Origin of the sequence: Embleya scabrispora DSM 41855 (genome assembly GCF_000372745.1) — a bacterium.
GTDB classification, from domain to species: Bacteria; Actinomycetota; Actinomycetes; order Streptomycetales; family Streptomycetaceae; genus Embleya; species Embleya scabrispora.
This window is the reverse complement of sequence record NZ_KB889746.1, coordinates 1-23,431: the sequence shown is the minus strand read 5'-3', so window position 1 is coordinate 23,431 and position 23,431 is coordinate 1. Positions and strand designations below refer to the sequence as shown.

Annotated in this window: 23 protein-coding genes; 10 read left to right on the top strand and 13 right to left on the bottom strand. The window is 71.9% G+C overall.

Translation table 11 applies throughout. The annotated features are described in order from the left end of the window. Window positions 1-99: 99 nt before the first annotated feature. Window positions 100-1,011, top strand: coding sequence for a DUF2797 domain-containing protein (locus A3IC_RS61460; RefSeq protein WP_079027232.1), 912 nt, complete (start codon window positions 100-102; stop codon window positions 1,009-1,011). A 75-nt stretch (window positions 1,012-1,086) separates the two neighbouring features. Here A3IC_RS61460 and A3IC_RS0151170 read toward each other — a convergent pair whose 3' ends face one another. Further along, window positions 1,087-2,274: an SCO2583/SCO2584 N-terminal domain-containing protein gene (locus A3IC_RS0151170; RefSeq protein ID WP_158696474.1), complete on the bottom strand. Its 1,188-nt coding sequence runs from the start codon at window positions 2,272-2,274 to the stop codon at window positions 1,087-1,089. A 99-nt stretch (window positions 2,275-2,373) separates the two neighbouring features. Between A3IC_RS0151170 and A3IC_RS0151165 the strand changes: the two genes are divergently transcribed. Beyond that, window positions 2,374-3,213: a carboxymuconolactone decarboxylase family protein gene (locus A3IC_RS0151165; protein ID WP_020557798.1), complete on the top strand. Its 840-nt coding sequence runs from the start codon at window positions 2,374-2,376 to the stop codon at window positions 3,211-3,213. Here A3IC_RS0151165 and A3IC_RS69600 read toward each other — a convergent pair. The 3 genes from A3IC_RS69600 to A3IC_RS61450 form a co-directional block, all read right to left on the bottom strand. Continuing rightward, a complete protein-coding gene (locus A3IC_RS69600; protein WP_020557797.1) occupies window positions 3,210-3,758 on the bottom strand; it encodes a GNAT family N-acetyltransferase in 549 nt (182 codons plus the stop codon). The genes A3IC_RS0151165 and A3IC_RS69600 overlap by 4 nt on opposite strands. Window positions 3,759-4,003: 245 nt before the next feature. Further along, window positions 4,004-4,186 carry a hypothetical protein gene (locus A3IC_RS69595; RefSeq protein WP_020557796.1) on the bottom strand — a complete coding sequence of 61 codons (183 nt, stop codon included), beginning with the start codon at window positions 4,184-4,186 and terminating at the stop codon, window positions 4,004-4,006. Window positions 4,187-4,323: 137 nt separating this feature from the next. After that, a complete protein-coding gene (locus A3IC_RS61450; protein WP_052174174.1) occupies window positions 4,324-5,313 on the bottom strand; it encodes an AraC family transcriptional regulator in 990 nt (329 codons plus the stop codon). A gap of 80 nt (window positions 5,314-5,393) precedes the next feature. Between A3IC_RS61450 and A3IC_RS0151145 the strand changes: the two genes are divergently transcribed. From A3IC_RS0151145 to A3IC_RS61445, 3 genes are all read left to right on the top strand, one after another. Continuing rightward, on the top strand, window positions 5,394-6,248 hold the full coding sequence (locus A3IC_RS0151145; protein ID WP_020557794.1) for an NAD(P)H-binding protein: 855 nt from the start codon (window positions 5,394-5,396) through the stop codon (window positions 6,246-6,248). A 2-nt stretch (window positions 6,249-6,250) separates the two neighbouring features. Then, window positions 6,251-6,730: an anthrone oxygenase family protein gene (locus tag A3IC_RS0151140; RefSeq protein ID WP_040878955.1), complete on the top strand. Its 480-nt coding sequence runs from the start codon at window positions 6,251-6,253 to the stop codon at window positions 6,728-6,730. A gap of 72 nt (window positions 6,731-6,802) precedes the next feature. Then, window positions 6,803-7,348, top strand: coding sequence for an anthrone oxygenase family protein (locus A3IC_RS61445; RefSeq protein ID WP_020557792.1), 546 nt, complete (start codon window positions 6,803-6,805; stop codon window positions 7,346-7,348). 99 nt (window positions 7,349-7,447) lie between these two features. On the opposite strand, the gene A3IC_RS0151130 is transcribed toward A3IC_RS61445, so the two are convergent. Then, window positions 7,448-8,641, bottom strand: coding sequence for an RtcB family protein (locus tag A3IC_RS0151130; RefSeq protein ID WP_020557791.1), 1,194 nt, complete (start codon window positions 8,639-8,641; stop codon window positions 7,448-7,450). 426 nt (window positions 8,642-9,067) lie between these two features. Here A3IC_RS0151130 and A3IC_RS0151125 point away from each other — a divergent pair, with 426 nt between their 5' ends. Then, window positions 9,068-9,286: a hypothetical protein gene (locus A3IC_RS0151125; RefSeq protein ID WP_020557790.1), complete on the top strand. Its 219-nt coding sequence runs from the start codon at window positions 9,068-9,070 to the stop codon at window positions 9,284-9,286. Between the two features lie 106 nt (window positions 9,287-9,392). On the opposite strand, the gene purU is transcribed toward A3IC_RS0151125, so the two are convergent. The 6 genes from purU to A3IC_RS0151095 form a co-directional block, all read right to left on the bottom strand. Then, window positions 9,393-10,289, bottom strand: coding sequence for a formyltetrahydrofolate deformylase (purU, locus tag A3IC_RS0151120; protein WP_026219716.1), 897 nt, complete (start codon window positions 10,287-10,289; stop codon window positions 9,393-9,395). A 142-nt stretch (window positions 10,290-10,431) separates the two neighbouring features. Continuing rightward, window positions 10,432-10,869 carry an SCO4402 family protein gene (locus A3IC_RS0151115; RefSeq protein ID WP_020557788.1) on the bottom strand — a complete coding sequence of 146 codons (438 nt, stop codon included), beginning with the start codon at window positions 10,867-10,869 and terminating at the stop codon, window positions 10,432-10,434. Between the two features lie 204 nt (window positions 10,870-11,073). Next, window positions 11,074-11,928 carry a hypothetical protein gene (locus A3IC_RS0151110; RefSeq protein WP_158696472.1) on the bottom strand — a complete coding sequence of 285 codons (855 nt, stop codon included), beginning with the start codon at window positions 11,926-11,928 and terminating at the stop codon, window positions 11,074-11,076. A 119-nt stretch (window positions 11,929-12,047) separates the two neighbouring features. Then, window positions 12,048-13,172: a uroporphyrinogen-III synthase gene (locus A3IC_RS0151105; RefSeq protein ID WP_020557786.1), complete on the bottom strand. Its 1,125-nt coding sequence runs from the start codon at window positions 13,170-13,172 to the stop codon at window positions 12,048-12,050. Between the two features lie 134 nt (window positions 13,173-13,306). Further along, entirely contained in the window at window positions 13,307-14,653 is a 1,347-nt protein-coding gene (locus A3IC_RS69590) for a hypothetical protein (RefSeq protein ID WP_020557785.1), read from the bottom strand. Window positions 14,654-14,858: 205 nt separating this feature from the next. Next, window positions 14,859-16,235: an NsdA family TPR-like regulatory protein gene (locus A3IC_RS0151095; RefSeq protein ID WP_020557784.1), complete on the bottom strand. Its 1,377-nt coding sequence runs from the start codon at window positions 16,233-16,235 to the stop codon at window positions 14,859-14,861. Window positions 16,236-16,680: 445 nt separating this feature from the next. Between A3IC_RS0151095 and A3IC_RS0151090 the strand changes: the two genes are divergently transcribed. Continuing rightward, complete coding sequence (locus A3IC_RS0151090) at window positions 16,681-17,337, top strand: bifunctional DNA primase/polymerase (RefSeq protein ID WP_020557783.1); 657 nt, start codon at window positions 16,681-16,683, stop codon at window positions 17,335-17,337. A 185-nt stretch (window positions 17,338-17,522) separates the two neighbouring features. Here the strand turns inward: A3IC_RS0151090 and A3IC_RS0151085 are convergent, their stop codons facing one another. Then, window positions 17,523-18,212, bottom strand: coding sequence for an iron-dependent transcriptional repressor DtxR (locus A3IC_RS0151085; protein ID WP_020557782.1), 690 nt, complete (start codon window positions 18,210-18,212; stop codon window positions 17,523-17,525). Between the two features lie 254 nt (window positions 18,213-18,466). Between A3IC_RS0151085 and A3IC_RS0151080 the strand changes: the two genes are divergently transcribed. The 3 genes from A3IC_RS0151080 to A3IC_RS72310 all read left to right on the top strand — a co-directional run bounded on the left by A3IC_RS0151080 (window position 18,467) and on the right by A3IC_RS72310 (window position 21,546). Continuing rightward, window positions 18,467-19,810 carry a cryptochrome/photolyase family protein gene (locus A3IC_RS0151080; RefSeq protein ID WP_020557781.1) on the top strand — a complete coding sequence of 448 codons (1,344 nt, stop codon included), beginning with the start codon at window positions 18,467-18,469 and terminating at the stop codon, window positions 19,808-19,810. Between the two features lie 78 nt (window positions 19,811-19,888). Continuing rightward, window positions 19,889-20,635 (top strand): sugar isomerase domain-containing protein, encoded by a 747-nt coding sequence (locus tag A3IC_RS0151075; protein WP_020557780.1) that lies wholly within the window; start codon window positions 19,889-19,891, stop codon window positions 20,633-20,635. Next, window positions 20,632-21,546, top strand: coding sequence for a hypothetical protein (locus tag A3IC_RS72310; RefSeq protein ID WP_020557779.1), 915 nt, complete (start codon window positions 20,632-20,634; stop codon window positions 21,544-21,546). Before A3IC_RS0151075 ends, A3IC_RS72310 begins: the two co-directional genes overlap by 4 nt. Window positions 21,547-21,708: 162 nt before the next feature. Here A3IC_RS72310 and A3IC_RS0151065 read toward each other — a convergent pair whose 3' ends face one another. Then, on the bottom strand, window positions 21,709-22,965 hold the full coding sequence (locus A3IC_RS0151065; RefSeq protein ID WP_245600021.1) for an MFS transporter: 1,257 nt from the start codon (window positions 22,963-22,965) through the stop codon (window positions 21,709-21,711). Between the last annotated feature and the right edge of the window lie 466 nt (window positions 22,966-23,431).

Genomic DNA, 23,431 nt, shown 5'->3' with positions numbered 1-23,431 from the left:
GGGGGCTGGGGCGTGTGTTGGTTGTCGGAGGTGGCGTGGGTTGGGGGTGTTGACGCGTCGGGGGTGGGGCGGCTGGTGGGGGTCGCTTATCGTGGGTGGATGATCGTGCCTCAGCAGCGGACCGGGCTGGTTGCCACTGGGATTCGTTGGTACGAGGGTCGGCCGCATTTGGTGTTGGTCGACGCGGCGGACGAGGAGTCGCTTCAGGTGCTCGCTCCCGGCACCACCGCCGGGTGGCGGTTGGCCGGTCCGCGTACGTGTGTGGGTATTCGGCGCAAGAGTGGGCGACGTGTTCCGTGTCCCGTGCTCACGCCGCTGCCGGCGACGGCTCCGCGGTCGCAGTGCGATGCGTGTGCGCTGGCCGATCCGGGCCGAAAGCTGGCGCGGGATCAGGCGATGGACGATCCTCGGCCGTTCTCGCTCTACCTCGCGTGGTTCGGGCCCGGGCTGGTCAAGGTCGGTCTCACCGCCACCGAGCGTCGCGCGGCGCGGCTCGCCGACCAGGGTGCGCCGATGTTCACGTGGCTCGCGCACGGCCCGCTGGTGCCCGTCCGCAGCACCGAGCGCGCGTGCTCGGCCACCGGCACGGTCCGGGAACGGATACCGCACAAGGCCAAGGCGGCCGCCTGGTGGCGCACCCGAACGCCCGGTCCGCCGGCCGAACTCGCCGATGCACACGCGCGGTTGACTCGGCTCCTGCCGGAAACGCTGACTCCGGCGCCGTGCGACATCCAGGACCTGACCCGGTTCTACGGCCTCACCGAACCGCCCCCACCGACCCGGGATCAGGTCGCCGGGCTGACCCAGGACGCGCTGCTGCATGGCGAGTTCACGTGCGTCGCGGGGCACGACGCGGTGATCACCACGGATACCGGGCCACTGTTCGTGGATCTGCGGCTGCTCACCGGCTGGCAGTTGACGCCGGCTCGGGGTCGCACCCGGGGCATCGCCGTCAAGCCGCTGGAGACGGGTCGGGCACCGGATGGGTCGGTGCAGGAGGGGTTGTTCTAGGCGGGTCGGAGGTCTGCGGCGGGGGATTCGAGACATCGACGCGCCTTCGGTCGGTCGCTCGGGCCGTTCGTGGCCTCAGGTCCGGGATGCGACCTGGCAAGCGCCCGGGACGGCTTCCGCGTCGATCGGCTTGGTGCGGTCGTATGGATCCACCGTCGCCGGGGCGCCGGTCGAGGTTCCGGTGGGTGTGCGGTCCTCGGGGAACTCCGGGCGCACGAAGCCGTCCAAGCGGGTGCACGAACTGTTCGCGATGTCGTTGTCGACGTTCGCCACGGCGATCCGGCCGCGCGCGGTCGACCGGTAGCGGGGCCCCCGGTACACCTTGGTCTCCAGCACCCGGCGAACCACCGAGCGGGTGACGCTCGCACCGGGTCCACCGCCGGTCTTGGCCACCGGGTAGACGAACGAGTAGTCGGCGTGCACGGTCAGCATGCCCTCGCGGTCGATGTCGTAACTCGTGATCCCGTTGACCTTGATCACCGAGCCGACCGGCTCGACGTCCTTGGGGTCGAACCTGGTCATCCACGCCTTCGGGTTGTCACCATCCGCGTCCCATCGGGTCGCGGTCATCGCCTTCTCGATCCGCGCGACGAGACCGTCGGCCGGATCCAGCAGCGCGAGGTAGCCGGCCGGGCGGCCACCCGCGAGCACGTCGCGGTCCAGGTTGCCCGCGATCAGCAGCCGGCGGGTCAGCTCCAATGCCTCGGTGACCTCGGCGACGGAGTATCCGGGCACGGCCTTGGCCTCGGGCATGGACAGGCCCGCCTCGTTGTCCGCGTAGTTGAGCGCCGGCGACCCGGCGAACGGGTTCTTCCGGGTCGGCGTGTCCGAGGCCCCGCCCTGCTGTTGCGCCGCCACCGACGGTACGGAGGTGGCGACTCCGGTCACCGGCGGCTGCGCCATCGGGTCGTCCGCGGTGGCCGTGTTCGATGCGTCGAACCAGCCGAACACCCGGTCCGGAGCGGCGGCGAAGGCCACCAGGGCGAGCACGGCGACGGTGATCACGACCGTCCTGAGCCGACGCCGGCGGCCGGGTGCCTTGGGTGTATCGGACCACCAAGGGTGTTCCTGCGGCGGCTCGTTCGCCCATCGGCGGGCCAACATCCGTGCTCGTGCGGATCCTTCCGTTCGGGTCGCGGCCTTGACGAAATCATCGTCGAAGACGTACTTGGCGAACGGGTCGTCCGCGTCAGCCCCACCCGACTGTCCATCCATCCGGTCGCGGCCATCGCCTGCGTCCCGGCTCCCCCTGTGCTCAGACACGCGAGCAAGATATCGACGCCGCCCGACAGGCCCGATCGAGGGTGGCGTGCCGCACGCGTCCTTGACTTCGAGTTCACTCCAACTCGTAGAGTCCCGATCATGAACAGCGCAACCGACACCGTTTCCACCACCCCTGACAACCGCTACGAGCGTGGCCTCGCGGTACTGCGGCAGGTCGCCGGCACCGACCGGCCCGCCGTGCTCGAAAGCCTCGCCGACATCGCCCCCGATCTGGCCCGATACACCGTCGAGTTCGGTTATGGCGACATCTACTCGCGACCCGGACTCACGCTCCGGGAGCGGCAGTTGGCCAACGTCGCGGCCCTGGCCGCGATCGGCCACGCGGCACCGCAGTTGCGCTTCCACCTGACCGGCGCGCTCAACGTCGGCTGCACGCGGCGCGAGATTGTGGAGACCCTGATCCACGTCTGCGTCTACGCCGGTTTCCCCGCCACGCTCAACGGGCTGACCGCGGCCCGTGAGGTCTTCGAGACCCACCCGGCGGCGGCCGAGGCCGCACCGGTCGACGCTCCCGCACCCGGCGAGACCACCGCCGACCGCTACCGCCGGGGCCTGACCGCGCTCACCGAGATCGACGGCCACGCCGGCGAGCAGGTCATCGCGTCGCTCCGGGACATCGCCCCGGATCTGGGCCGCTACCTGCTGGAGTTCGCGTTCGGCGACGTGTACTCGCGCACCGGCCTGGACCTGAAGACCCGCGAACTCGCCACGATCGCGATGTGCACCGCGCTCGGCACGGCCGCGCCGCAACTCGCGGTGCACATCCACGGCCTGCTCAACGTCGGCGGCACCGAGGAGGAAGTGGTCGAGACGATCACCCAGATGGTCGGCTACGCGGGCTTCCCCGCCGCGCTGAACGGCATCACCGTCGCCCGCGCGGTGTTCGCCGAGCGGGCCGAAGCCGGCGCCCAGGGCTAGGAAAAAGTCGTCGCGTCGTCCTGCGGCAGCAGGTACACGTCGCGGCCCTCCCGGTCCACGAACGCGTCGCTCGCTCGGAAGCCGACCCGGCGGGCCAGGGTCAGGGACGGCACGTTGGCCGCGTCGATCACCGCGACGATCGGCATCGACGGGAGTGTCCGGCGGGCCAGGTCGAGGGTGGCGTCGACCGCCTCGCGGGCCAGGCCCCGCCCCCAGGCGACCGGCGCGAAACGGTAGTAGAGGTTGAACACCGGTATGCCGTCCGGCCGCAGCCGCCGGGTCAACTGGGTCCCGGCGAAGCCGAACACCGCGGCCGGATCCTCACGCGGCGCCACCGCGCAATAGCCGATCCCGTCCCGTTCCCAGTCCTCGATCATCGAGTCCAGGAACACGACCCCCTCCTCGGCCGAGCGCATCGGCCCGTGCGGGTTGTAGCGATTGGTCTCCGGGTCCCCGTGCACGGCGAACACCGCCGCCGCGTCCTCGGGGTGGGGTCGGGTCAGAACCAGTCGTGCGGTCTCGACGACCGTGATACGAGATGCCACGCGCGTACCGTTCGATTCGGATCGGATCGGGTTTGGTTTTGTTTGATTTTGGTTGTTGATGCCGCCTCTGGCGAGCCTACTGAACGCCTGGGCGCCACCCGCCCGGCGGCCGACCGGCCTGCTCGTACCGGTCGACCCGGCAGCGGCGTACGTCGCCGGTGTTCGTGTTCGGACCTGGTAGCGGTTCGGGGCGAAGGCGTGCGGGTTGGCCTCGATCCAGGCGGAGGTGCGGCGCAGGCCCTCGGTCAGGTCGATTCGACGCCGTATCTGGTGCCGGTCGAGTCGGCCACGCGCGAGGTGGCGGCCCGCGAGCGCCGGGCGTTCCATACGAGGATCGCCGTCGGCGGCCGACCGGCTCGGATGTTGACCACCCAGGGCGGTCCGGGCGGGGCGGTCCAGGTGGCGCTGCGCTCGGACGTCGTGGACAAGGGCGTCCGACAGGCGGGCGAGCTGATGGCCGCGGTCGCGGCGGCGGGCGTGCTGCTCGCGGCCGGGCTGTGCTGTGCGGTGGCCCGAACCGGTCTGGCGCCGGTCGGGCCACTACCGACCGGGCCGACCCCGGTGCTCAGTTGTGGTCCGCGAGCAGGTGTCGGGAGCCGTCGACGCCTACCCCCTCGCGCCGCAGCGCCCGGGTGCGGTGTTCGCGCGGGCTCATCCCCCGGACCCGCTTGAAGGCCGTGCTGAGCGCGAACGCGTCGCCGTAGCCCACCTTCTCCGCGACCCCGCCGACCGTGGCGTCCGGTTCGCACAGCAGGTCCGCGGCCAGGGCGAGGCGCCAGCCGGTGAGGAACGTCATCGGCGGTTCGCCGATCAGCTCGGCGAACCGCCGGGCCAGCGAGGCCCGGGAGACCCCCGCCTCGGCGGCCAAAGAAGCGACCGTCCACGGCTGTTCGGGGTTGTTGTAGATCAGGCTCAGCACGTGCCCGATCACCGGATCGCGGTAACCGCGGTACCAGCCGGGCGCGTCCGACCCGGACCGGGCGAACCACGTGCGCAGCATGGCGATCAGCAGCAGGTCCAACAGCCGGTCCAGGACCGCGTCCTGCCCGGGCCCGTCCTTGACGATCTCGTCGGCCAGCAGCGGGATCACCGCGAAGTCCCCTTCGCTGTGTCGGATCACCGCGAGCGTGGGCAGCGCCTCCAGCAGCGAGCGGCTGACCTCGCCGGCCATCTGGTACGTCCCGGTCAACATGATCGTCTCGGCGTCCGCGCTGTTGCCCCAGGTCCGCACGCCCAAGGCCATCTCCTTGGCCAGGTCCCGCCCGTCCGGGGTCGAGCAGCGCTGGCCGGGATGGATGACGATCTGCGGCTGCGAGCCCGGCTCGTCGGAGATCCGGTAGTGGTCGGGGCCGCGCACGATCGCCACGTCACCGGCGGTCAGTCGGATCGCCTCACCCCGGTCCAGCGCGATCCACGCATGGCCGCGCACCATCGACACGATGGTCAGTGGCGCTTCGTCGTGGATGCGCATGGACCACGGCGGACTCAGCATCGAACGGAGCAGGAAGGCGCCTTGCGCCCGAGGCCCGTTGAGCAGACTCGCGAGAGCATCCATGGGGAAATCTTAGACGATCAAACATGTAATTGGGTGTTTCAGCGATGTTCAGTCTCATTGCGAGGCCATTGAATAGAGCCATGACGACGAGCGAGCAGCACCCCACGAGCACCACGAACACCACCACGCTGGTCCTGGGCGGGACCGGGAAGACCGGCCGCCGGATCGCCGAGAAGCTCACCGCGCTGGGCCGCCCGGTCCGGCTCGGCTCACGATCGGCGCCCATCCCGTTCGACTGGGCGGACCGCACGACCTGGGGTCCGGCGCTGCGCGGCATCGACCGCGTGTACATCTCCTTCCAGCCCGACATCGCCGCGCCCGGCGGTGCGGACACGGTCGGCGCGTTCGCCGACCTCGCCGTCGAGAGCGGCGTGCGGCACCTGGTCCTGCTGTCCGGCCGCGGCGAGCCCGAGGCGCAGGACGCCGAGGCCCGAGTGCGCGCGTCCGGCGCCGAGTGGACGATCGTGCGGGCCTCCTTCTTCGCGCAGAACTTCGACGAGGGCGAGTTCCTCGGGCCGATCCTGGGCGGCGAGGTCGCACTTCCGGTCGGCGAGGTGGGCGAGCCCTTCATCGACGTGGACGACATCGCCGACGTCGCGGTCGCCGCGCTCACCGAGGACGGACACACCGGCCAGGTCTACGAGGTGACCGGCCCGCGGCTGCTGACCTTCGCCGACGCGGTCGCCGAGATCGCTCGTGCGGCTGACCGGGAAATCGCGTTCGTGCAGGTCCCGTTGGAGGCATACTCGGCGGTCCTGGCCGAGCACGGGGTGCCCGCCGAGGTCATCGACCTGCTGTCCTTCCTGTTCGGCGAGGTCCTCGACGGGCGCAACGCACACGTCTGCGACGGTGTGCAGCGCGCGCTCGGTCGGGCCCCCCGCGACTTTTCCGACTACGCACGCGACGCCGCCGCCCGCGGCGTCTGGAAGGTGTGACCATGAGCGGCCCCCTGTTCATCCTGACGCTTGTCGCGGCCCTGGGCTGCGCATCCATGGGCGGAGTCTTCTTCGGCTTCTCCTCCTTCGTCATGGCGGGCCTCGGCCGGCTGCCGGCGGCTCAGGGGGCCGCGGCCATGCGTTCGATCAACGTCACGGCCGTGACCGCCCCCTTCATGGCCGGCCTGTTCGGCACCGCCCTGCTGTGCGTGGGCCTGGGCATCGCGGCGGTCGTCTCGTGGGGCGAGGCGTACGCGGTGTACCTGCTCGTCGGCGCCGTGCTCTACCTGCTCGGCACGATCGTGCTCACCGCCGGCTACCACGTGCCCCGCAACAACGCGCTCGCCGCGGTCGAACCGAACTCCGCCGCGGAGGAGCGCCTGTGGGCCGGCTACCTCACCGACTGGACGAGGGCGAACCACGTGCGCGCCCTCTCCGGCATCGCGGCGGCCGCCTGCCTCGTCGTGGCCCTGACCCGCTGACGACGCGACACCACGACCGGCACCCGACGAACACCACCCGGCACCCAGCCACTCGAAAACGGGGATCCAGGCATGACCGAGCAGTTCACGACTTCGCGCACCACCCCACGTCCCACCCGCACCGCCGCCGTACTGCTCGGCGCCACCCTGCTCACCACGGGTCTGGTCGCCGGTGTCTACTTCGCCTTCGCCGTCGCGATCATGCCGGGCCTGGGACACGTCGACGACCGCACCTTCATCGACGTCCTCCAGCAGGTCAACAAGCGGATCGAGAACCCGGTCTTCTTCGCGTGCTTCTTCGGCGCCCCGATCCTCGGCGTGATCTCGATCGTGCGAACCCGCAAGCTCGGCCTCACCGAAGCGAACCGCTGGATCATCGCCGGCGTGGTCCTCGCCTTCGTCGGCATGCTGATCACCATGGGCGGCAACATCCCGCTCAACAACAAGCTCAAGGACGCCGGCGACCCCGCGAGGATCACCGACCCCGCCAAGCTCCGCGAAGACGTGGAGAACACCTGGATCGCCTGGAACATCGCCCGCACCCTGGCCGCCACCGCCGCCCTGGCCACCCTCACCCGAGCCGTCCACATCCTCTCCCGCACCACCCGCACCTCCTGACGCACCACCCCGGACAACGTCCGGGAACGCCGAAGTCCCGTCCCCCGACGAGCGGTCGCTCGCGGAGGGCGGGACTTCGACCGGTCCGGGTCCGGGCCCTCAGCCCTTGACGCAGATCACCTGGCGCAGTTCGGCGACCACCTCGACCAGGTCCTGCTGCTGCCGCATGACCTGCTCGATCTTCTTGTAGGCGCCCGGGATCTCGTCCACGACGCCCGAGTCCTTGCGGCACTCCACGCCCTCGGTCTGCTTGGCGAGGTCCTCGACGGTGAACCGCTTCTTGGCGGCGTTCCGGCTCATCCTGCGGCCGGCGCCGTGCGAGGCGGAGTTGAACGCGTCCTCGTTGCCCAGGCCCCGGACGATGTACGAGCGCGTGCCCATCGAACCCGGGATGATGCCGAGGTCGCCGCTGCCCGCCCGAATCGCACCCTTGCGGGTCACGAGCAGGTCCACGCCGTCGTAGATCTCCTCCGAGACGTAGTTGTGGTGACAGCTGATCGGCTCCTCGAAGCCCACCCGGGCCTTGCGGAACTCGCGCCGGATCACTTCCTGGAACAGGGCCATCATGATCGCCCGGTTCTTCGCCGCGTACTCCTGCGCCCAGTACAGGTCGGAGCGGTACGCGTCCATCTGCGGGGTGCCGCTGATGAACACCGCGAGGTCCCGGTCGACGATGCCCTGGTTGTGCGGCAGCGACCGGGCCACCGACATGTGGTGGTCCGCCAGCTCCTTGCCGATGTTGCGCGAGCCCGAGTGCAGCATGAGCCATACCGAATCGGATGTATCGACACAAAACTCTACGAAGTGGTTGCCGGACCCGAGCGACCCCATCTGCTTCATCGCTCGTTCGCGCCGGAACTTCACCGCGTCCGCGACGTCGTCGAACCGCGACCAGAACTCGGCCCAACCGGCCGTCGAGAGTCCGTACAGCCTGCTCGGGTCGACCGCCTCGCCGTGCATGCCCATCCCGACCGGGATCGCCTGCTCGATCTTGGACCGCACCCGGGACAGGTCGTCGGGCAGGTCGGCCGCGGTGAGCGTGGTCCTGACCGCGCTCATCCCACAGCCGATGTCCACGCCCACCGCCGCCGGGCAGACGGCGTCGCGCATGGCGATGACGGAGCCGACCGTGGCGCCGCGGCCGAAGTGCACGTCGGGCATCACGGCCAGGCCGTGCAGCCACGGGAGAGTGGTGATGTTGCGGAGCTGCTGCATGGCCTGACCCTCGACCGCGGCGGGGTCGGTCCACATGCGAATCGGTACCCGGGCGCCCGGGACCTCGGTGTACGACATATCTGGTCACTCTCCTGAGTGGGTACGACGAAACATGAGCACATCGGCTCGAAGTCTTGGTGGGCCGTCCCGGCGCACTCCGGGTGGTGAATCCGGGTGCGGCACGGGGCGGCCGGTGGCGGGACCGCAGGGTTTGGCGACTGCGGGACCCGCGGAGCAGAAGCGAAGCAGGGGTTACACGCGGCGGGCCGAGGCACCCTTGACGGGGCATCGGCTGTTGTCACGGAACCGCACCGGCTCGCTCCTCTCCCTACAAGGACAGGACACACGGAAGGTCCCGTCTCGGCTCGGCCTCCATCAAGCCACGGCAACCGCCCACCCCGCAAAGGGTTTTCCGGTCGGCGCGGGCGCGGCCGGCGTGCGCCCCGGCGTGCACCACGCGCGCCGCTGTGACAGCCGACCGGGTCGGGCGTACATTCCCGAGGCATGTTCGTCGTCGGGGTAGCCGCGTGGATCACCGCCGTAGCCTGTGTCGTGTTCGGCCGCGATCGGCATCGCCCCCGGGTGCGACCCGTGGTCCGCGACTTCGACGGCGACGGTCCACGGGAGCGCACCGAGTTCCCGCGGGCCGGCCGGGCCGGCCGACTCGCCGGCGCCGCGGCCGCCCTGGTCGGCGTGGCGGCGTTCGTGCTGAGTGTCAGGTGAGGTGGGCGGGGCCTGGCTCGGCACTCGGCGCGCTCGGGTCAACCAGGGTCACTCGGGTCACCCGAGTCGCCCGAGCCGCTCAGGTCGCCCGAGCCGCTCGGGTCGCTCAGGTGAAGACGACCGTGCGGGTCCCGTTGAGCAGCACGCGTCGCTCGGAGTGCCACTTGACCGCGCGCGCGAGCGCCTGGCACTCGACGTCGCGGCCGACCGCCACCAGGCCCGCGGGGGTGACCGCGTGGTCCACCCGCTCGACCTCCTGCTCGATGATCGGGCCCTCGTCCAGGTCGCCCGTGACGTAGTGGGCGGTCGCGCCGATCAGCTTGACCCCGCGCGCGTGCGCCTGGTGGTAGGGCTTGGCGCCCTTGAAACTCGGCAGGAACGAGTGGTGGATGTTGATCGCGCGGCCCTCGAGCTGCTTGCACAGGTCGTTCGACAGGACCTGCATGTACCGGGCGAGCACAACCAGTTCCACGTCGTACTCGCGCACCAGGGCGAGCAGTCGCGCCTCGGCCTCGGGCTTGGTCTCCCGGGTGACCGGGATGTGGTGGAACGGCACGCCGTACGAGCGGGACAACTCCTCGAAGTCGCGGTGGTTGGACACCACACCCACGATCTCGATCGGCAGCGCCCCGATGCTGCTGCGGAAGAGCAGGTCGTTCAGGCAGTGGCCGAACTTGCTGACCATCACGAACACGCGCATCCGCGCGTCGCCGTCGTGGATCTGCCAGTCCATCCGGAAGGACGCGCCGACCGCGGTGAAGCCGGCCCGCAGCGCCTCGAGCTCGACGCCCTGCTCGGCGGTGAAGTGCACACGCATGAAGAACAGGCCGGTGTCGCGGTCGCCGAACTGCTGGCTGTCCACGATGTTGCAGCCGGTCATCATCAGGAAGCTGGCGACCGCGTGCACGATGCCGCGCTTGTCCGGGCAGGACAGCGTCAGCACGTACTGGCCGCCGGTCGACCCGGCACCGGTGCCGTCGACAGGCTGGGTCTGCTCGGTCATGGACGCGCCCTTCTTCTCCATCTGCGGCATTCGTACGGCCTTCCGGATGTCGGTCCGCCGCGGCTTGGCTGCGGGGCCGATCCGTGCGCCTGCCGAGCAGGCGGACCCGCCGGTCGTACAGGATCCCACGTCCCGCGCGGGGTCAGCGCCCGCCGGTACGGATGCGCAGCACGTCGAGTGAGTCGGGCGGCGCGTCCGGGTCGTCCTCGTCCGCCTTCGCGAGCGCGACGTGCGCGGCCCGCGAGGCGGCGACGACCTGCGGCCAGCGCGGGTGGGTGAGGTAGGCGGGCGCGGGCGCGTCCTCGCCGATGTCGTGCAGGACGGCGAGGATCTCCAGCACGGCCGCGTCCACCAGCGCGGCCTCGTCCGCGTCCACGACCAGGCAGCCGACGTAGGTGTTCGCCGACCAGCGGTCCAGCCACGAATCGCCGACGAGGCGATAGACGGCATCGGTGATCGAGCCGTACTCCGGGCGGCCGGCCAGCCAGGACTCGCGCTGGAACGTCGGGTCGCCGAACATGTGCAGCGCGGAGCGGACCTTGGCCCGCCAACGCCACCACGGAACGGTGCTCTGGCGCATACGTGTCATCGTGGCGCCTCCTCCCCTGTCTCCGCTTCGGTTTCGCCGATCCGATCCCGTTCCGTTCCCGATCGGTTTCGGGCGGGATGCTTTCGATCACCGCGAATTCCCACCGATCATGCCGCAGACCGGACCGATCCCGGCAACCGGGCGGTCCGCGCGGCGGGCGGCGATCGGCTCGGTCGGCGGGCTCGGTCGGTCGGCTCAGTCGACGACTTTGATCGTGACCAGTCCCCGTTCGACGTCGTACACGCGCAGCGCGACCACCACGAAGCCCGGGTGGTCGCGGATCCAGTTCTGCGCCACGAGCACGATCCGGGCCGCGGTGTTGAACGCCTGCGCGGCCTCCGTGGTGTAGTCCCCCGGCAGGTGCGAGGACAGGTCGGTGTCGATCGCGACCTCGTACTTGCCCTTGTGGTCCAGGGTGAGCCGCACCTGCTGCAGGTGGGTCCCCTCCGGGGTGGTGTGCAGCGCGGCCAGCATCGCCGCGCCGTAGTCGTCCGCGGCCGCCTTGCGGTCGTCCCGCTCGGCGCCGAGCCGGAAGTCGATCGCGTCGCGGTCCGAGTCGAGGATCTCGATCCCGCCGACCCACAGCGCCGGGTGGTCCTCGGCCCACTGCGCGGTCTCGGTGAGCAGCTTGCCCGCACGGTCCCGGACGATCTCCTCGGCCTGGAGGTTCGAGCCGTCGCCACGCACCAGGTCCGTTTCGAGCGTGACCTTGTAGACCTTGTACGAGCTGGCCACGCGGACCCTGGTCACGTGGCTCCCGTGCGGAGTGGTCCGCAGGTGGGTCAGCAATTCGCTCCCGTAGGCGCCCGATTCGGCGGTGTCACCGGCTGCGGCGGGCGGGACCACCGGCGGCACGCTGCTGCTCGGGCGGTCCGTCGTGACCGGCTTGGAGCCCGTCGAGGACAGCCGCACCGAACTCGGCCCGGCGCTGGCCACCGTGTCGGCGATCCGGCCGGTGTCCGAGGATCCGGAGCATGCGGCGGCACCGGCCAAGGTCGTGGCGAACAGCACGACCGCCGACAGTCGTGTGCGCTTTCGTATGCGTATCAAGGTTCGTGTTCACCCCCTGTCACCCAGCCATGGTGCGGGTTGGCCCTCGGCTCCTACCAGGCGGGGGGTGGCGGGCGCTGGAAATATACCGCTTTGCTCGCGGTGCCGCGGCCACCCGCTCAGGGGTCCACGGCCAGTCGGTAGCCGCGCTTGGTGACCGTGCGCACCAGGCCCGCGTACGGTCCCAGCGCCGTGCGCAGCCGGGCCACCGCCGCCTCCACGGCGTGTTCGTCGGTGCGCGTGTCGGCCCACACCCGGCGCAGCAGTTCGGCCCGGCTGAGCACCCAGCCCGGCTTCTCGGCGAGTGCGCGCAGCACCGCGCCCGGTACCGGCGGCAGCCAGATGGTCCGGCCGTCGACGAGCAGCGCGTTGCCCTGTAGGACCAGTCGCTCGGTGCCGATGTGCAATTCGCGGCGGGCCCGGGCGGGCAGTGCCTCGGCGATCGTGCGCACCAGCGACCCGAGCCGACCGCGTTCGGGCCACACCGACTCGACGCCCTGCTCGGCCAGCGGCCGGGCGCACACCGGCCCGATGCACACCGGCAGCACGTCGGCACGCAGCGCGGCCAACACCTCCGCCCCGCGGCCGTGTTCCTCGGCGGTCTCCAGGAACGCGCCGATCGCGGGCGCGTTGGTGAAGGTCAGTGCGTGCAGCTCGCGGCGCACGGTCTGCTCCACCAGGCGGCGGACCGCGCTCGGATCGTCCGGCGGACCCCAGCGGTAGACCGGGATCTCCAGCACGTCGGCACCGCGCCCGCGCAGCGTGTCGGCGAACCCCGCGAGCGGTGCGCCGTGTTCCTGGACCGCGATCCGCCGCCCGCGCAGATCGCGCGCGAGCAGCCAGGCCAGCACCTCGTCGCCGGCGTCCGAACCGGGCGAGTACACCTCGCGCAGGCCGCACGCGCGCACCGCGGTGCCGGCCTTGGGCCCGCGACAGACCAGTACGGCGGCCCGGCACGCCGCGGTCAGCCGGGCGCCTCGCCCCCAGCTCTCGGCGGCGGCGAACCAGCCGCGCCAGCCCACCCCGGTGGTGGCCACGACGTAGTCGAGTCGGCGTTCCAGGGCGCGGTCGGTCGCCCGACGCAGGATCGGGTCGTCGGCCGGCGGCACGATCCGCACGGTGGGCGCGTCCACCACCTTGGCGCCCAGATCCCGGAGCAGCCCGACGAGTTCCTCGCGGCGCCGGGCCGCGGTGACGCCGATGGTGAACCCGATCAGCGGCTCGGCCCCCGTGCCTGTCTCCATGGGGTGAGACTCGCCGACGTGTGTTACGGCCCTGTTGCCGGACGGTCACGCGGGAGTTAGCACAGAAGCCGTCCCCGACCGACTCGCGGGCGTGCCGGCTCGGCGGCGGCGCCCGGTCGACGGGCCGGCCCGGATCAAAAGTCGCCGGCGCTGCGCTTCTTGAGGTTGTTGTCGGAGGCGATCGGGTTCCAGAGTCCGACCACCTTGTTCTTCGCGGTGGTGGCCCGACCGCCCGCGCGGTCGGCGGCGCGCTTGTGTTCGGTGTACTCGGCGCGGTGGTCCTTGCAGCCGCCGTGGGCCATCTCGGTTCCCCAGGCCGCGAGTTCGCGGTCCGACTCGGCGGAGGCGGCCCACGCCTCCCGCAGTCCCGCGACCAGTTCGGCACCACTGCCGAGCTTGTCGGTGCTCAGCTTGGCCAGGCCGGCGATCTGCTGGTCGCGCTGCCGGGCGGCCTCGGTCAGCGATTGCGCGCCGGCCGCGGGGTCTTCGCACTTTTGGATCTGCTGCACGGCCCGGGACACCGCCTGCCGGGATCCGGCGCCGTCCTGGAGCAGCCGGTCGACGGCGGACGCCTGCGCGGTGGCGCCGTTGTCGGCCTTGGCGGGCGGCGCGGTGGTCCCGGGGGTGGCGGCGCCCGAGGCGTCCGGCTTGACGGGCGCGGTGGTCGCGGCGCCCTTGCCCGCGGTGTCGCTCTTGTCGTCGTCGCCGAACGCGCCGCCGGCGAACGCGCCGATCGCGGCGACCACGACGAGCGCACCGACCCCGGCGGCGATCAGCGGCGTCCGGGAGCGGCCGGTCGGGCCCGAGCCGGCGTGGTCGTCGGGGCCGGGTCCGTGCGGCGGGCCGGTCGGCGGCGCGTAGTGCGGGGCATACGGCTGCGGCGCGGCGTACCCGGCGGGCGGCGGCGTCGAGTGGCCGGGCGGCGCGGGCTGAGCCGAGTAGGCCGGGGGCATCGGCTGTCCGGGGGCGCCCATCGGCCCCGGTCCGGCCGGCGGCCCGCCGGCCTCGTCCCGGAACAGGCTGACCGGAAACGCCTGGGTGGCGTCGGCCGGTCCGGCGGCGGGCGCCGGGCTCGGTCGGAACGGGTCCGGCCCGGCCGGCGGGGCTCCGGCTCCCATCGGTACGCCGGCGGCAGCGGACGCACCGGGCGGCGCGTGCGGCGGACGCGGCGGCACCTGTCCCGGTCCGGCCGGCGGCGCGAACACGGGCGGCGGGCCGAGCCGGGTGGCGCCGGGCGGATCGGCCGGGTTCGGCCGGTACGGCGTGTCGGGGTCGTAGGGCGGCTGTGGTGCGCCGTACGGCTGCTGCTGCCCGGGGTACTGCTGCGGCGCGCCGTAGCCCTGCGGGGGTCCCTGGTCCGCGTAGTCCTCGAACCTCGGCAGCACCTCGGTCTCGTCGCGCGGGAGTTCGAGCGGGCCGAAGGGCGAGGGCCCCGGCTGCTCGCCATTGGGGCCCCGTCCGCCCGATTCAGCCGATCCCATGCCATCCACCCGTTCGTCGCCCGAAGCCCTCGGGCCCGGCGGTCGCACGACCGCCCGGATCGCCCGGCGGCCATAACCCGTCCGCCCGACGGTAACTCAGACGTTCGAGTGACGGACAGCGGCGCACCTCGCATCGGCGCCGGGCGGGCCGCCGCCGACGGCCCGCGGCGGCCGCCGCGCCGCAGGTCGGCGGCCCGGGCGGGGCTCAGACCGGGACGGCGTGCACGGCTTCGGCGAATTCCCGGACCACGTGCTCGTCCCGGTACGGCTCCAGCCGGCGCTGGAAATCCTTGAGGTATTCGAGGCCGCGCGCCGAGTGCAGCCTGCCCACCAGGTCCAGCGCCTCGGCGCCGACCGCGCACGCCTCGTCGAGCCGGTTCTGTTGCAGGTGCGCGGTGGCGAGCAGAAGGGTGTCGACCGCACGCCGGCGCACCCGCGTGTCGGCATGCCCGTCCAGGGCCGCGCGGGCCGCCGCCTCGGCCTGCCGAGGCCGATCCAGATCGCGGTAACAGTGCGCGAACTCGTCGGAGAGGTACGCCTGGGAGAAGTGCCCTATCCAGGACGGATCCTCGTCCGGAGTCGCGACGTCCATCGCGGACTGGGCCCGCGCCAGCGATGCCTCACAGGCGCGCGCGTCGCCGAGCAGCGCGTGCCCGCGCGCCTCGGCGGCGTGGAACATCGCCTGGGTGGTCGGGGTGGCCTCCTGCTTGGCGCCCTCCTGTGCGGCGCGGGCAAGCTGGGTGATCTCGCGCGGGTTGCCCAGGCTGCCCGCGAGGTGGCTCATCCCGGCCGCCAGCACGTAGCCGCCGTAGGCCCGGTCGTTCGCGGCCTGGGCCAGTCGCAGGGCCTGGATGTAGTAGCGCTGGGCGAGACCGGGCTGGCCGGTGTCCACGGCCATGTAACCGGCCAGCTCGGTGAGTCGGGCCACGGCGGCGAACAGCGCCCGACCGGTCTCGTCGGAGTAGGTCCCGTTGAGCAGTTGGGCGACCACGCTGCCCAGGTAGTGCACCACGACCGGGCGGATGTGCCCGGCGCCGAAGCGGTGGTCCAGCGCGGACAACATCTCCGTGGTCGCGCACACCGCCTCGATGTCGGAGGCCCCCACCCGCGGCCCGCCGATCCTGGCCACCTGCGCGTCCGGCTCGGTGATCAGCCAGTCCCGGCTGGGCGCGACCAGCGCGGCCACCGCGACCGAGGAGTTGAGCAGAAAGTCGCGCCGGTTGACGTCGCTGCGCCACAACTCGGTGACCACCTCGACGGTGGCCGCCGGGGTGGCGGCGAACTGGAGACCGACGTTGGTCGCCAGCGAGCGGCCGTCGGCCATGCCGATCTCTTCGACGGTGACCGGTCGGCCGAGCTTGCGGCCGATCGCCTCGGCGATCAGGTTCGGCACCGCGCCGCGCGGCTGTTGACCACGCAGCCAACGGGCCACCGAGGTCTTGTCGTAGCGCAGATCCATGCCGTGTTCGGCCCCGCACATGTTGACCCGGCGGGCGAGCCCGGCATTCGAGCAGCCGGCCTCCTGGATCAGTGCCGTCAGCCTCTCGTTGGGCTGTCTCGTCGCCTGCGTTCGCGCGGCCATCCGCGTTCCCTTCCCGACCGTTGGTGCGGGCTTGCGACATGCGGGATCGGCGCGACGGGGGATCGTACGCTCCCGTCGTGTCCGTGCCCTGATGCCTGATGAGTCCGTGCTGCGTGTCCGGCGGACGTCATCCACATGCCGAGGTGCAGGCCGGCCTGAATTGCCGATGTTGCCCGGCAGTCGTATGAAATGTCATCCGCGTACGGAGCGTAGTGACCCGTATAGCGCAGCGGATAGGGCACCCTTCATTGCGCCCCCGGCTCTGCACCCATGCGCCCCCCTTGCGCCGGATGGCGACCGATGATCCCATCACCCCTGATCATCCGGTTTCGCCTGCCCGGAGCGCGGCCGCGCGGCGCGCGACCCGGCGCCGTTCGAGGAACGCCGTACGGGTGGCCGCGAGCGGGGCGGCGCCCGGCCGTAACCAACGTGGGGCCGTGCAGTTGTGCAGCACGTGGAAGACACCCTGGGGGCCCGGCAACTCGCCCGCGACACGCTTGTAGAGACCGCAGTCCGCTACGCCGAGGACCGGCACTGGGACGTGGTTCCCGGCGCCGCGGTGGTCGAGAACAGCGCGGGGCGTCGTTGCAGTTGCGGCCACTCCGGGTGCGTCACTCCGGGCGCGCACCCGATCCTGCGCGACTGGGCGGTCCAGGCGGCCAGTTCGCCGACACTGGTCAGGCGCTGGTGGACCGAGCATCCGGACGCGGCGATCCTGCTGCCCACCGGTCGCGGCTTCGACGTGATCGACGTCCCCGAGCAGGCCGGCTGCCTCGCGCTGGCCCGTCTGGAGCGCATGGGCCTGCCGCTCGGCCCGGTGATCGCGACGCCGACCCGACGTCTGCAGTTCTTCGTCCTGCCCGGTGCCCGGGACAAGATGGGCGAGATGTTGCGCCGCACCGGCTGGGGCACCGGCACGATCGACCTGATTCCCAAGGGCGAGGGCGACTGGGTCGTCGCCCCGCCGTCCCGGATGAGCAACTCCGGCAGCGCCTCGTGGGCTCGCGAACCCACCGAACTCAACCGCTGGCTCCCCGAGGCCCGCGAACTGGTCAGCCCGATCGCCTATGCCTGCGGCCGAACCCTGTCCGACGCCAGGTAGCTCCCGCCGCAGGCCGCAGCCGCCCCGGCGACGGGCCGCCCGTTGCCGGCAAACCACAGCCGGCCCACCCGACGGCACGGGTGGGCCGGGTGGGAACACCATCCCGAGCCACCCGCAACGCGACGGGCCCTCGACGCCGAAACAACCGGCGACGAGGGCCCGATATCCCGCGCGTCGACCCGCGACTACCGCGCGGCCACGAACACGTGCGACGCGACCTCCGGCGACAACTCCGCGGCCTCGCCGCCACTGCCCGCCATCACGCCACCCGCCGACTCGTGCACGCTCACGACCGCTCCGGGACGAACCCCGGCCCGGCGCAACGTGTACATCAGTTGCGCGTCGGTCTGCAGCGGCTCACCGAGCCGCCGCACCACGACGTTCTTGCCTTCCGGTCCCGCCGACTCGAGCAGCGTGACCAGCCCGCCTTCCTTGAAGGAGTCGGCGTGCAGTTCCTGGTCCAGCTCCTCCAGGCCCGGGATCGGGTTGCCGTACGGCGATTCCTTCGGGTAGCGCAGCAATTCGAGCAGACGGCGTTCCACCTGCTCACTGATCACGTGCTCCCAACGGCACGCCTCGGCGTGCACCTGTTCCCAGGGCAATCCGATGACGTCCACGAGCAGGCACTCGGCGAGCCGGTGCTTGCGCATGACCCGCGTCGCGATTCCCCGCCCTTCGGGCGTCAGTTCCAGATGACGGTCACCCTCGACCGTCAACAACCCGTCCCGCTCCATTCGTGCCACGGTCTGGCTCACGGTCGGCCCGCTCTGCTCGAGCCGCTCCGCGATCCGCGCCCGCAGCGGGACCACGCCCTCCTCCTCCAGCTCGAAAATCGTCCGGAGGTACATCTCCGTGGTGTCGATGAGTCCACTCACGACCAGCGGCTCCGTTCTTGGGTGGTCCTGCCGTCCAATTCTGACGCACCTGGACCGCCGATGCGGACGTCCGGCCGATCGGGTCCCCGCGGCTTTCCCCGCCCGCGCCGTCCGACGCGCGCCGCCGCTTCATCCGTACGTGTGTCCCGCCCGTGTGGGCCCGCGTTGTCGGGTGCGTACGGTCATAACGTTCCGGTATGCCATTGCCATCCCGGAAGTCCTCCGACTTGTCCGGATCCCTCGATCGTGTACACGTGCTCTGGTTCCGCCGGGATCTGCGGCTGGCCGACCACCCGGCGCTGCACGCCGCGGCCGGCACCGGCTTCCCGGGCACCGGGGACGGCGAGCCCGCCCGGGTGCTGCCGCTGTTCGTGTTCGACCCGGTGGTGTGGGACGCCTCGGGCCCGGCGCGCCGCGCACACCTGGTCGACGCGCTGCGCGCCCTGGCCGCGGACCTGCGCGAAATCGGTGGGCGTCTGGTGCTCCGCGCGGGCGACCCGGCCCGTGAGGTGCCCGCGCTGGTGCGCGAGGTCGGCGCCGCCGAAGTGCACGTCTCCGCCGACTTCGGGCCCTACGGGCGCACCCGCGACGCGGCCGTGGCGGCGGCGCTCGACGTGCCGTTCCGGGCCACCGGATCGCCGTACGCGGTGGCTCCGGGACGGGTGCGCAAGGCCGACGGGACGCCGTACCGGGTGTTCACCCCGTTCCTGCGCGCGTGGCTCGACCACGGCCGGCACGACCCGCTGCCGCGCCCGACCGACCTCGCGTGGGCGGGTGCCGACTCGGTCGAACCACCCACCGCGCCGGCGCCCGCCGGGGTACGGCTGCCCGAGGCGGGCGAGCGCGTCGCCCGCGCGACGTGGGAGGCGTTCCGCGCGCACGGCCTGGATCGTTATCGCGAGCTGCGCGACCGGGCCGACCTGGCCGGCACCTCGCGGCTCTCGGTGCACCTGAAATTCGGCGAGATCCACCCGCGCACGCTGCTCGCCGGCCGCGTCGACGAGACCTTCCGCGCCGAACTGGCCTGGCGCGAGTTCTACGCCGACGTGTTGTGGCATCAGCCGGAGACCGCGCGGGAGTACCTGAACCGGGACATGGCCGGCATGCGCTACGACAGCGGCCCGGACGCCGACGCGCTGTTCGACGCGTGGTGCGCGGGTCGGACCGGCTTCCCGTTCGTGGACGCCGGGATGCGGCAACTGCTCGCCGAGGGCTGGATGCACAACCGGGTGCGGATGGTGGTCGCGTCCTTCCTGGTCAAGGACCTGCATCAGGAGTGGACGCGCGGCGCGGCGCACTTCATGCGGCACCTGGTGGACGGCGACCCGGCCTCCAACAGCCACGGCTGGCAGTGGACCGCGGGCTGTGGCACCGACGCCTCGCCGTGGTTTCGGATCTTCAATCCGATCACCCAGGGCCGCAAGTTCGACCCCGCCGGGGACTACGTCCGGCGCTACGTGCCCGAGCTGCGCGGCATCGCGGGGAAGGCGGTGCACGAGCCGTGGAAGATCGGCGTCGCGGGCTACCCCGACCCGATCGTCGAGCACGCCGAGGAAAGACGCGTCGCACTCGACCGCTACGAGGCGATCCGGCGGTAAGGTGCCGGATCCGCGTACGCACCGCGGATCCGTATACGAAGCTCCGCACACGCACCGAAGGAATCGGGAGGACCGGGCATGGTCGAGCTGGGTGCGCGCTACCTCGACGCGGCGATCGCACTGCTGGAACGGCTGCGGGACGAGGAACTGCCCACCATCGACCGGGCCGCGGACCGGGTCGCCGAGGCGCTGGCGGCCGGTGGCCGGTTGTTCGTGTTCGGCGGCGGCCACTCCGCGCTCGCCGCGCAGGACGTGATCTACCGTGCGGGCGGCCTGATCCTGGCCAACCCGCTGATCGCCCCCGGCAACGAACTCACCGTGCGCCCGATCACGGTCAGCACCGCGGTGGAGAAGCTCGCCGAGCTGGCCGGTCCGGTACTCGACGGCGCGGGCCTGCGCGAGGGCGACGTACTCGTGGTGATCTCGCTGTCCGGACGCAACGGGCTGCCCGTGGAGATCGCGCGTCGAGCGCGCGAGCGCGGCACGCTCGTGGTCGGCGTCACATCGATCGTGGCCAGCGAGGCCGAATCGCCCAGGCACCCGTCGGGTACCCGAGTCCTCGACAACTGCGACATCGTGCTGGACACCGCCATCCCGCCGGGCGACGCCGCGCTGGAGGCGGACGGCGTGCCGCAGCGGATCGGCCCGACCTCGGGCGTGGTGTGCTCGGCGGTGCTGCAGACACTCATGGTCGGCGTGATCGGCCATCTGGTCTCCCGGGGGATCGAGCCCCCGGTGTTCATGTCCGCGAACGTCGAGGGCGGAGCCGCGTGGAACGAGCGGTTGCTGGCCGAACACGCGGACCGGATCTTCTACCTGAGGTGAACCCGGCAGTGCATCCCAACGCGCGGTCCCAGTCCTCGGACCGGCAGGCCGCGGATCGGCAAGCCCCCGACCGGCAGTCGTCGACCGATCCGTCATCCACGCCGACCGGGGCCGAGCAGGCGTCCGCACCGGCATCCGACCCGGCGTCGGCCCGGTCGGTCGGCGTGCCCGACCCGCGCACGGCCGCGATCGTGGTCCCGGGTCGGTTCAACGGGCCGCCGGGCATGGGCAACGGCGGCTATCTGGCCGGATTGCTGGCCGGCCGCGCAGGCGACGGGACGGCCTCCGGGGTGACCGTGACGCTGCGCCGCGCGGTGCCGCTGGACCGGTCGTTGGCGCTCACCCGCGACGCCGGAACCGGTGTGCTGACGCTGCATCGGCAGGACGAGCCGATCGCCGAGGCGGTGCCGGTGGACGCCGCGCTGCCGCTGCCCACCCCGATCGACCCGGTGACCCCCGCCGAGGCGAGCGAGGCGAGCCGATCCTTCGCCGGGTTCGCGGCGTGGAACCCCTATACCGAGTGCTTCGTGTGCGGCACCGAACGGGCCGAGGGCGACGGTCTGCGATTGTTCCCGGGCATGCTCGCCGACCGTCCCGACACCAACGCCTGTGTGTGGACCCCGCACACCTCGCTGGTCGCGCCCGGCACCGAGCAGATCGGCCCCGAGTTCGTCTGGGCCGCGCTCGACTGCCCCGGTGGCTGGACCGGGATGGACCGGGACACCGCGCTGTTGCTCGGCCGGATGACCGCGCACGTGTACGCGCTGCCCTATCCGGACGAGCCGTGCGTCGTGCTCGGGCGCCGACTCGGCCGGGAGGGCCGCAAGGTGCGCACCGCGACGACGCTCTACGACGCCGAGGGCCGGGTGGCCGCGCACGCCGAACAGGTGTGGATCGCACCGCGCGCCTGACCCGCGCCGCGCCGGTCGGCCGGGTCGAACCGGCCCCGTCCGGTCGGCTCGGCCGCATCGGCTCGGCCATGTCGGCTCGGGTCGGCCGCATCGGCCCGGGTCCGGCCGGCTCGGTCGGGTCGGACCCGCCGGGTCGTCCCGGGGGCGCTTCGTCCCAGCCGGCTACGGCCGCGGGTTGCGGGCGTCGTAGCGCCAGAAGCCGCGCCAACGCAGCGAGAGCGCGATCACCAGGATCACGCAGGCCAGTCCGCCGCTGACCACGGAGATCCGCTCGGTGCTCAGCGCGGCCACCGACCCGGCCTCGAAGTCGCCGAGCCGGGGCCCGCCGGCGACCACCACGATGAACACGCCGGCCAGCCGCCCCCGCATCTCGTCCGGGGTCGCCACCTGCATGATCGTGTTGCGGAAGACCATGCTGATGGTGTCCGCGCAGCCCGCGAGGGCCAGCAGGATCAGCCCGAGCCACAGCGGGCCGCCCAGCCCGAACACCGCGACGCACGTCCCCCACGCGATCACCGCGAGCACGACCGCGCGCCCCTGCCGCTGCACCCGCCCCAGCCAGCCGGAGAACAGGCCGCCCGCGAGCGAGCCCACCGCCGGCGCCGCGACCAGCAGGCCGACCGTGGTGGCGCCGCCGCCGTACAGCGTCGCGGCCATCGCCGGGAACAGCGCGCGCGGCATGCCGAACACCATCGCGACGATGTCGGTCGAAAAGGTCATCCGGACGTTGGGCCTGCTCCGCAGAAAGCGCAGCCCCTCCAGCACCGAAGCCCGCCTGGGCCCGCCCTCGGCCCGGGTCGGCGGCATCGACGGCAGCCGCCACATCGCGTACAGCGCCGCCGAGAAGGCGATCGCGTCGATCAGATAGGCGGCCTGGAAGCTCCACAGGCCGATCACCAGGCCGCCGAGCATCGGCCCGACCGTCATCGCGAGCGCCATGGCTATCGAGTTCAGCGCGTTGGCGGCGGGCAGCCGCTCCACGGGCAACAGCTTGGGGAGCATCGAGGTGCGCGCGGGGTTGTTCACCGCGAAGAACGCGGACTGCACCGCCACCGCCGCGTACAGCAGCCACACCTGGCCGAGATCGAGGAACGCCTGGACGGCCAGCACGATCGACACCGCGGAGAGCCCGCTCGCGGTCACCAGGCCGACCAGTCGGCGATCCAGGCTGTCCGCGATCGCGCCGCCGAGCAGTCCGAACACGATCAGCGGCACCACCGAGCACAGGCCCACCAGACCGACCGCGAAATTGGACTCGGTCAGGTCGTACACCTGGATCGCCACCGCGACCGCGGTCATCTGCTGACCCAGCGAGGAGACCGAGTGGCCGAACCACAGACGACGGAAGTCGGGGAACTCGCGCAGCGGGGTCACGTCCGCGAGGACGGCCTTGGCCAGGCGTTTCGAGGCAGAGGGCACCCGCGCTATCCAATCCCAATGTGCCCTGCATCTATTCCTGATTTCGATGTGGGATCGGGCACCCCATAAATGCGTTGCACCAGCCCACGGGCCGATCTAACCTCACTGGCACACGGGAGAGGAGGTGGTCTGAAGTTGTATGGCATTCGGACGCGTGAGGTGGCTGCCCGCTAGCCGCCACTCCGGTTTACCGGCTCGGCAGGCCCCGTCGTGAGTGCACCGCGACGGACGCAGGCAGGCGGCCGGCAACACCAGGCAGACACCCGACCCGCAGGTCGCCGGGATCGTCCCCCGGCCTTCGTTCCACCTCACCGAGGCGGACGGAGAAGCGACCTGCGGGTCGCTTTTTTTGGGCGCCTTCGGCGCCGGCTCGCGAGGCACCGCCTTTTTCTCTCCCCCGCTTCGCTCCTCCGAGAAAAAGGCGGCCCCTCGCTCGGGACTTCGTGTCCCTCCGCTTCGCTCCGGG

What these genes read in the sequence shown, in the direction of transcription:
- A3IC_RS61460 (WP_079027232.1), top strand. Translation starts at nt 100, where the DNA reads ATGATCGTGCCTCAGCAGCGGACCGGGCTGGTTGCCACTGGGATTCGT.
- A3IC_RS0151165 (WP_020557798.1), top strand. Translation starts at nt 2,374, where the DNA reads ATGAACAGCGCAACCGACACCGTTTCCACCACCCCTGACAACCGCTAC.
- A3IC_RS61450 (WP_052174174.1), bottom strand. Translation starts at nt 5,313, where the DNA reads ATGGATGCTCTCGCGAGTCTGCTCAACGGGCCTCGGGCGCAAGGCGCC.
- A3IC_RS0151145 (WP_020557794.1), top strand. Translation starts at nt 5,394, where the DNA reads ATGACGACGAGCGAGCAGCACCCCACGAGCACCACGAACACCACCACG.
- A3IC_RS0151140 (WP_040878955.1), top strand. Translation starts at nt 6,251, where the DNA reads ATGAGCGGCCCCCTGTTCATCCTGACGCTTGTCGCGGCCCTGGGCTGC.
- A3IC_RS61445 (WP_020557792.1), top strand. Translation starts at nt 6,803, where the DNA reads ATGACCGAGCAGTTCACGACTTCGCGCACCACCCCACGTCCCACCCGC.
- A3IC_RS0151130 (WP_020557791.1), bottom strand. Translation starts at nt 8,641, where the DNA reads ATGTCGTACACCGAGGTCCCGGGCGCCCGGGTACCGATTCGCATGTGG.
- A3IC_RS0151125 (WP_020557790.1), top strand. Translation starts at nt 9,068, where the DNA reads ATGTTCGTCGTCGGGGTAGCCGCGTGGATCACCGCCGTAGCCTGTGTC.
- purU (WP_026219716.1), bottom strand. Translation starts at nt 10,289, where the DNA reads ATGACCGAGCAGACCCAGCCTGTCGACGGCACCGGTGCCGGGTCGACC.
- A3IC_RS0151115 (WP_020557788.1), bottom strand. Translation starts at nt 10,869, where the DNA reads ATGCGCCAGAGCACCGTTCCGTGGTGGCGTTGGCGGGCCAAGGTCCGC.
- A3IC_RS0151105 (WP_020557786.1), bottom strand. Translation starts at nt 13,172, where the DNA reads ATGGAGACAGGCACGGGGGCCGAGCCGCTGATCGGGTTCACCATCGGC.
- A3IC_RS69590 (WP_020557785.1), bottom strand. Translation starts at nt 14,653, where the DNA reads ATGGGATCGGCTGAATCGGGCGGACGGGGCCCCAATGGCGAGCAGCCG.
- A3IC_RS0151095 (WP_020557784.1), bottom strand. Translation starts at nt 16,235, where the DNA reads ATGGCCGCGCGAACGCAGGCGACGAGACAGCCCAACGAGAGGCTGACG.
- A3IC_RS0151075 (WP_020557780.1), top strand. Translation starts at nt 19,889, where the DNA reads ATGGTCGAGCTGGGTGCGCGCTACCTCGACGCGGCGATCGCACTGCTG.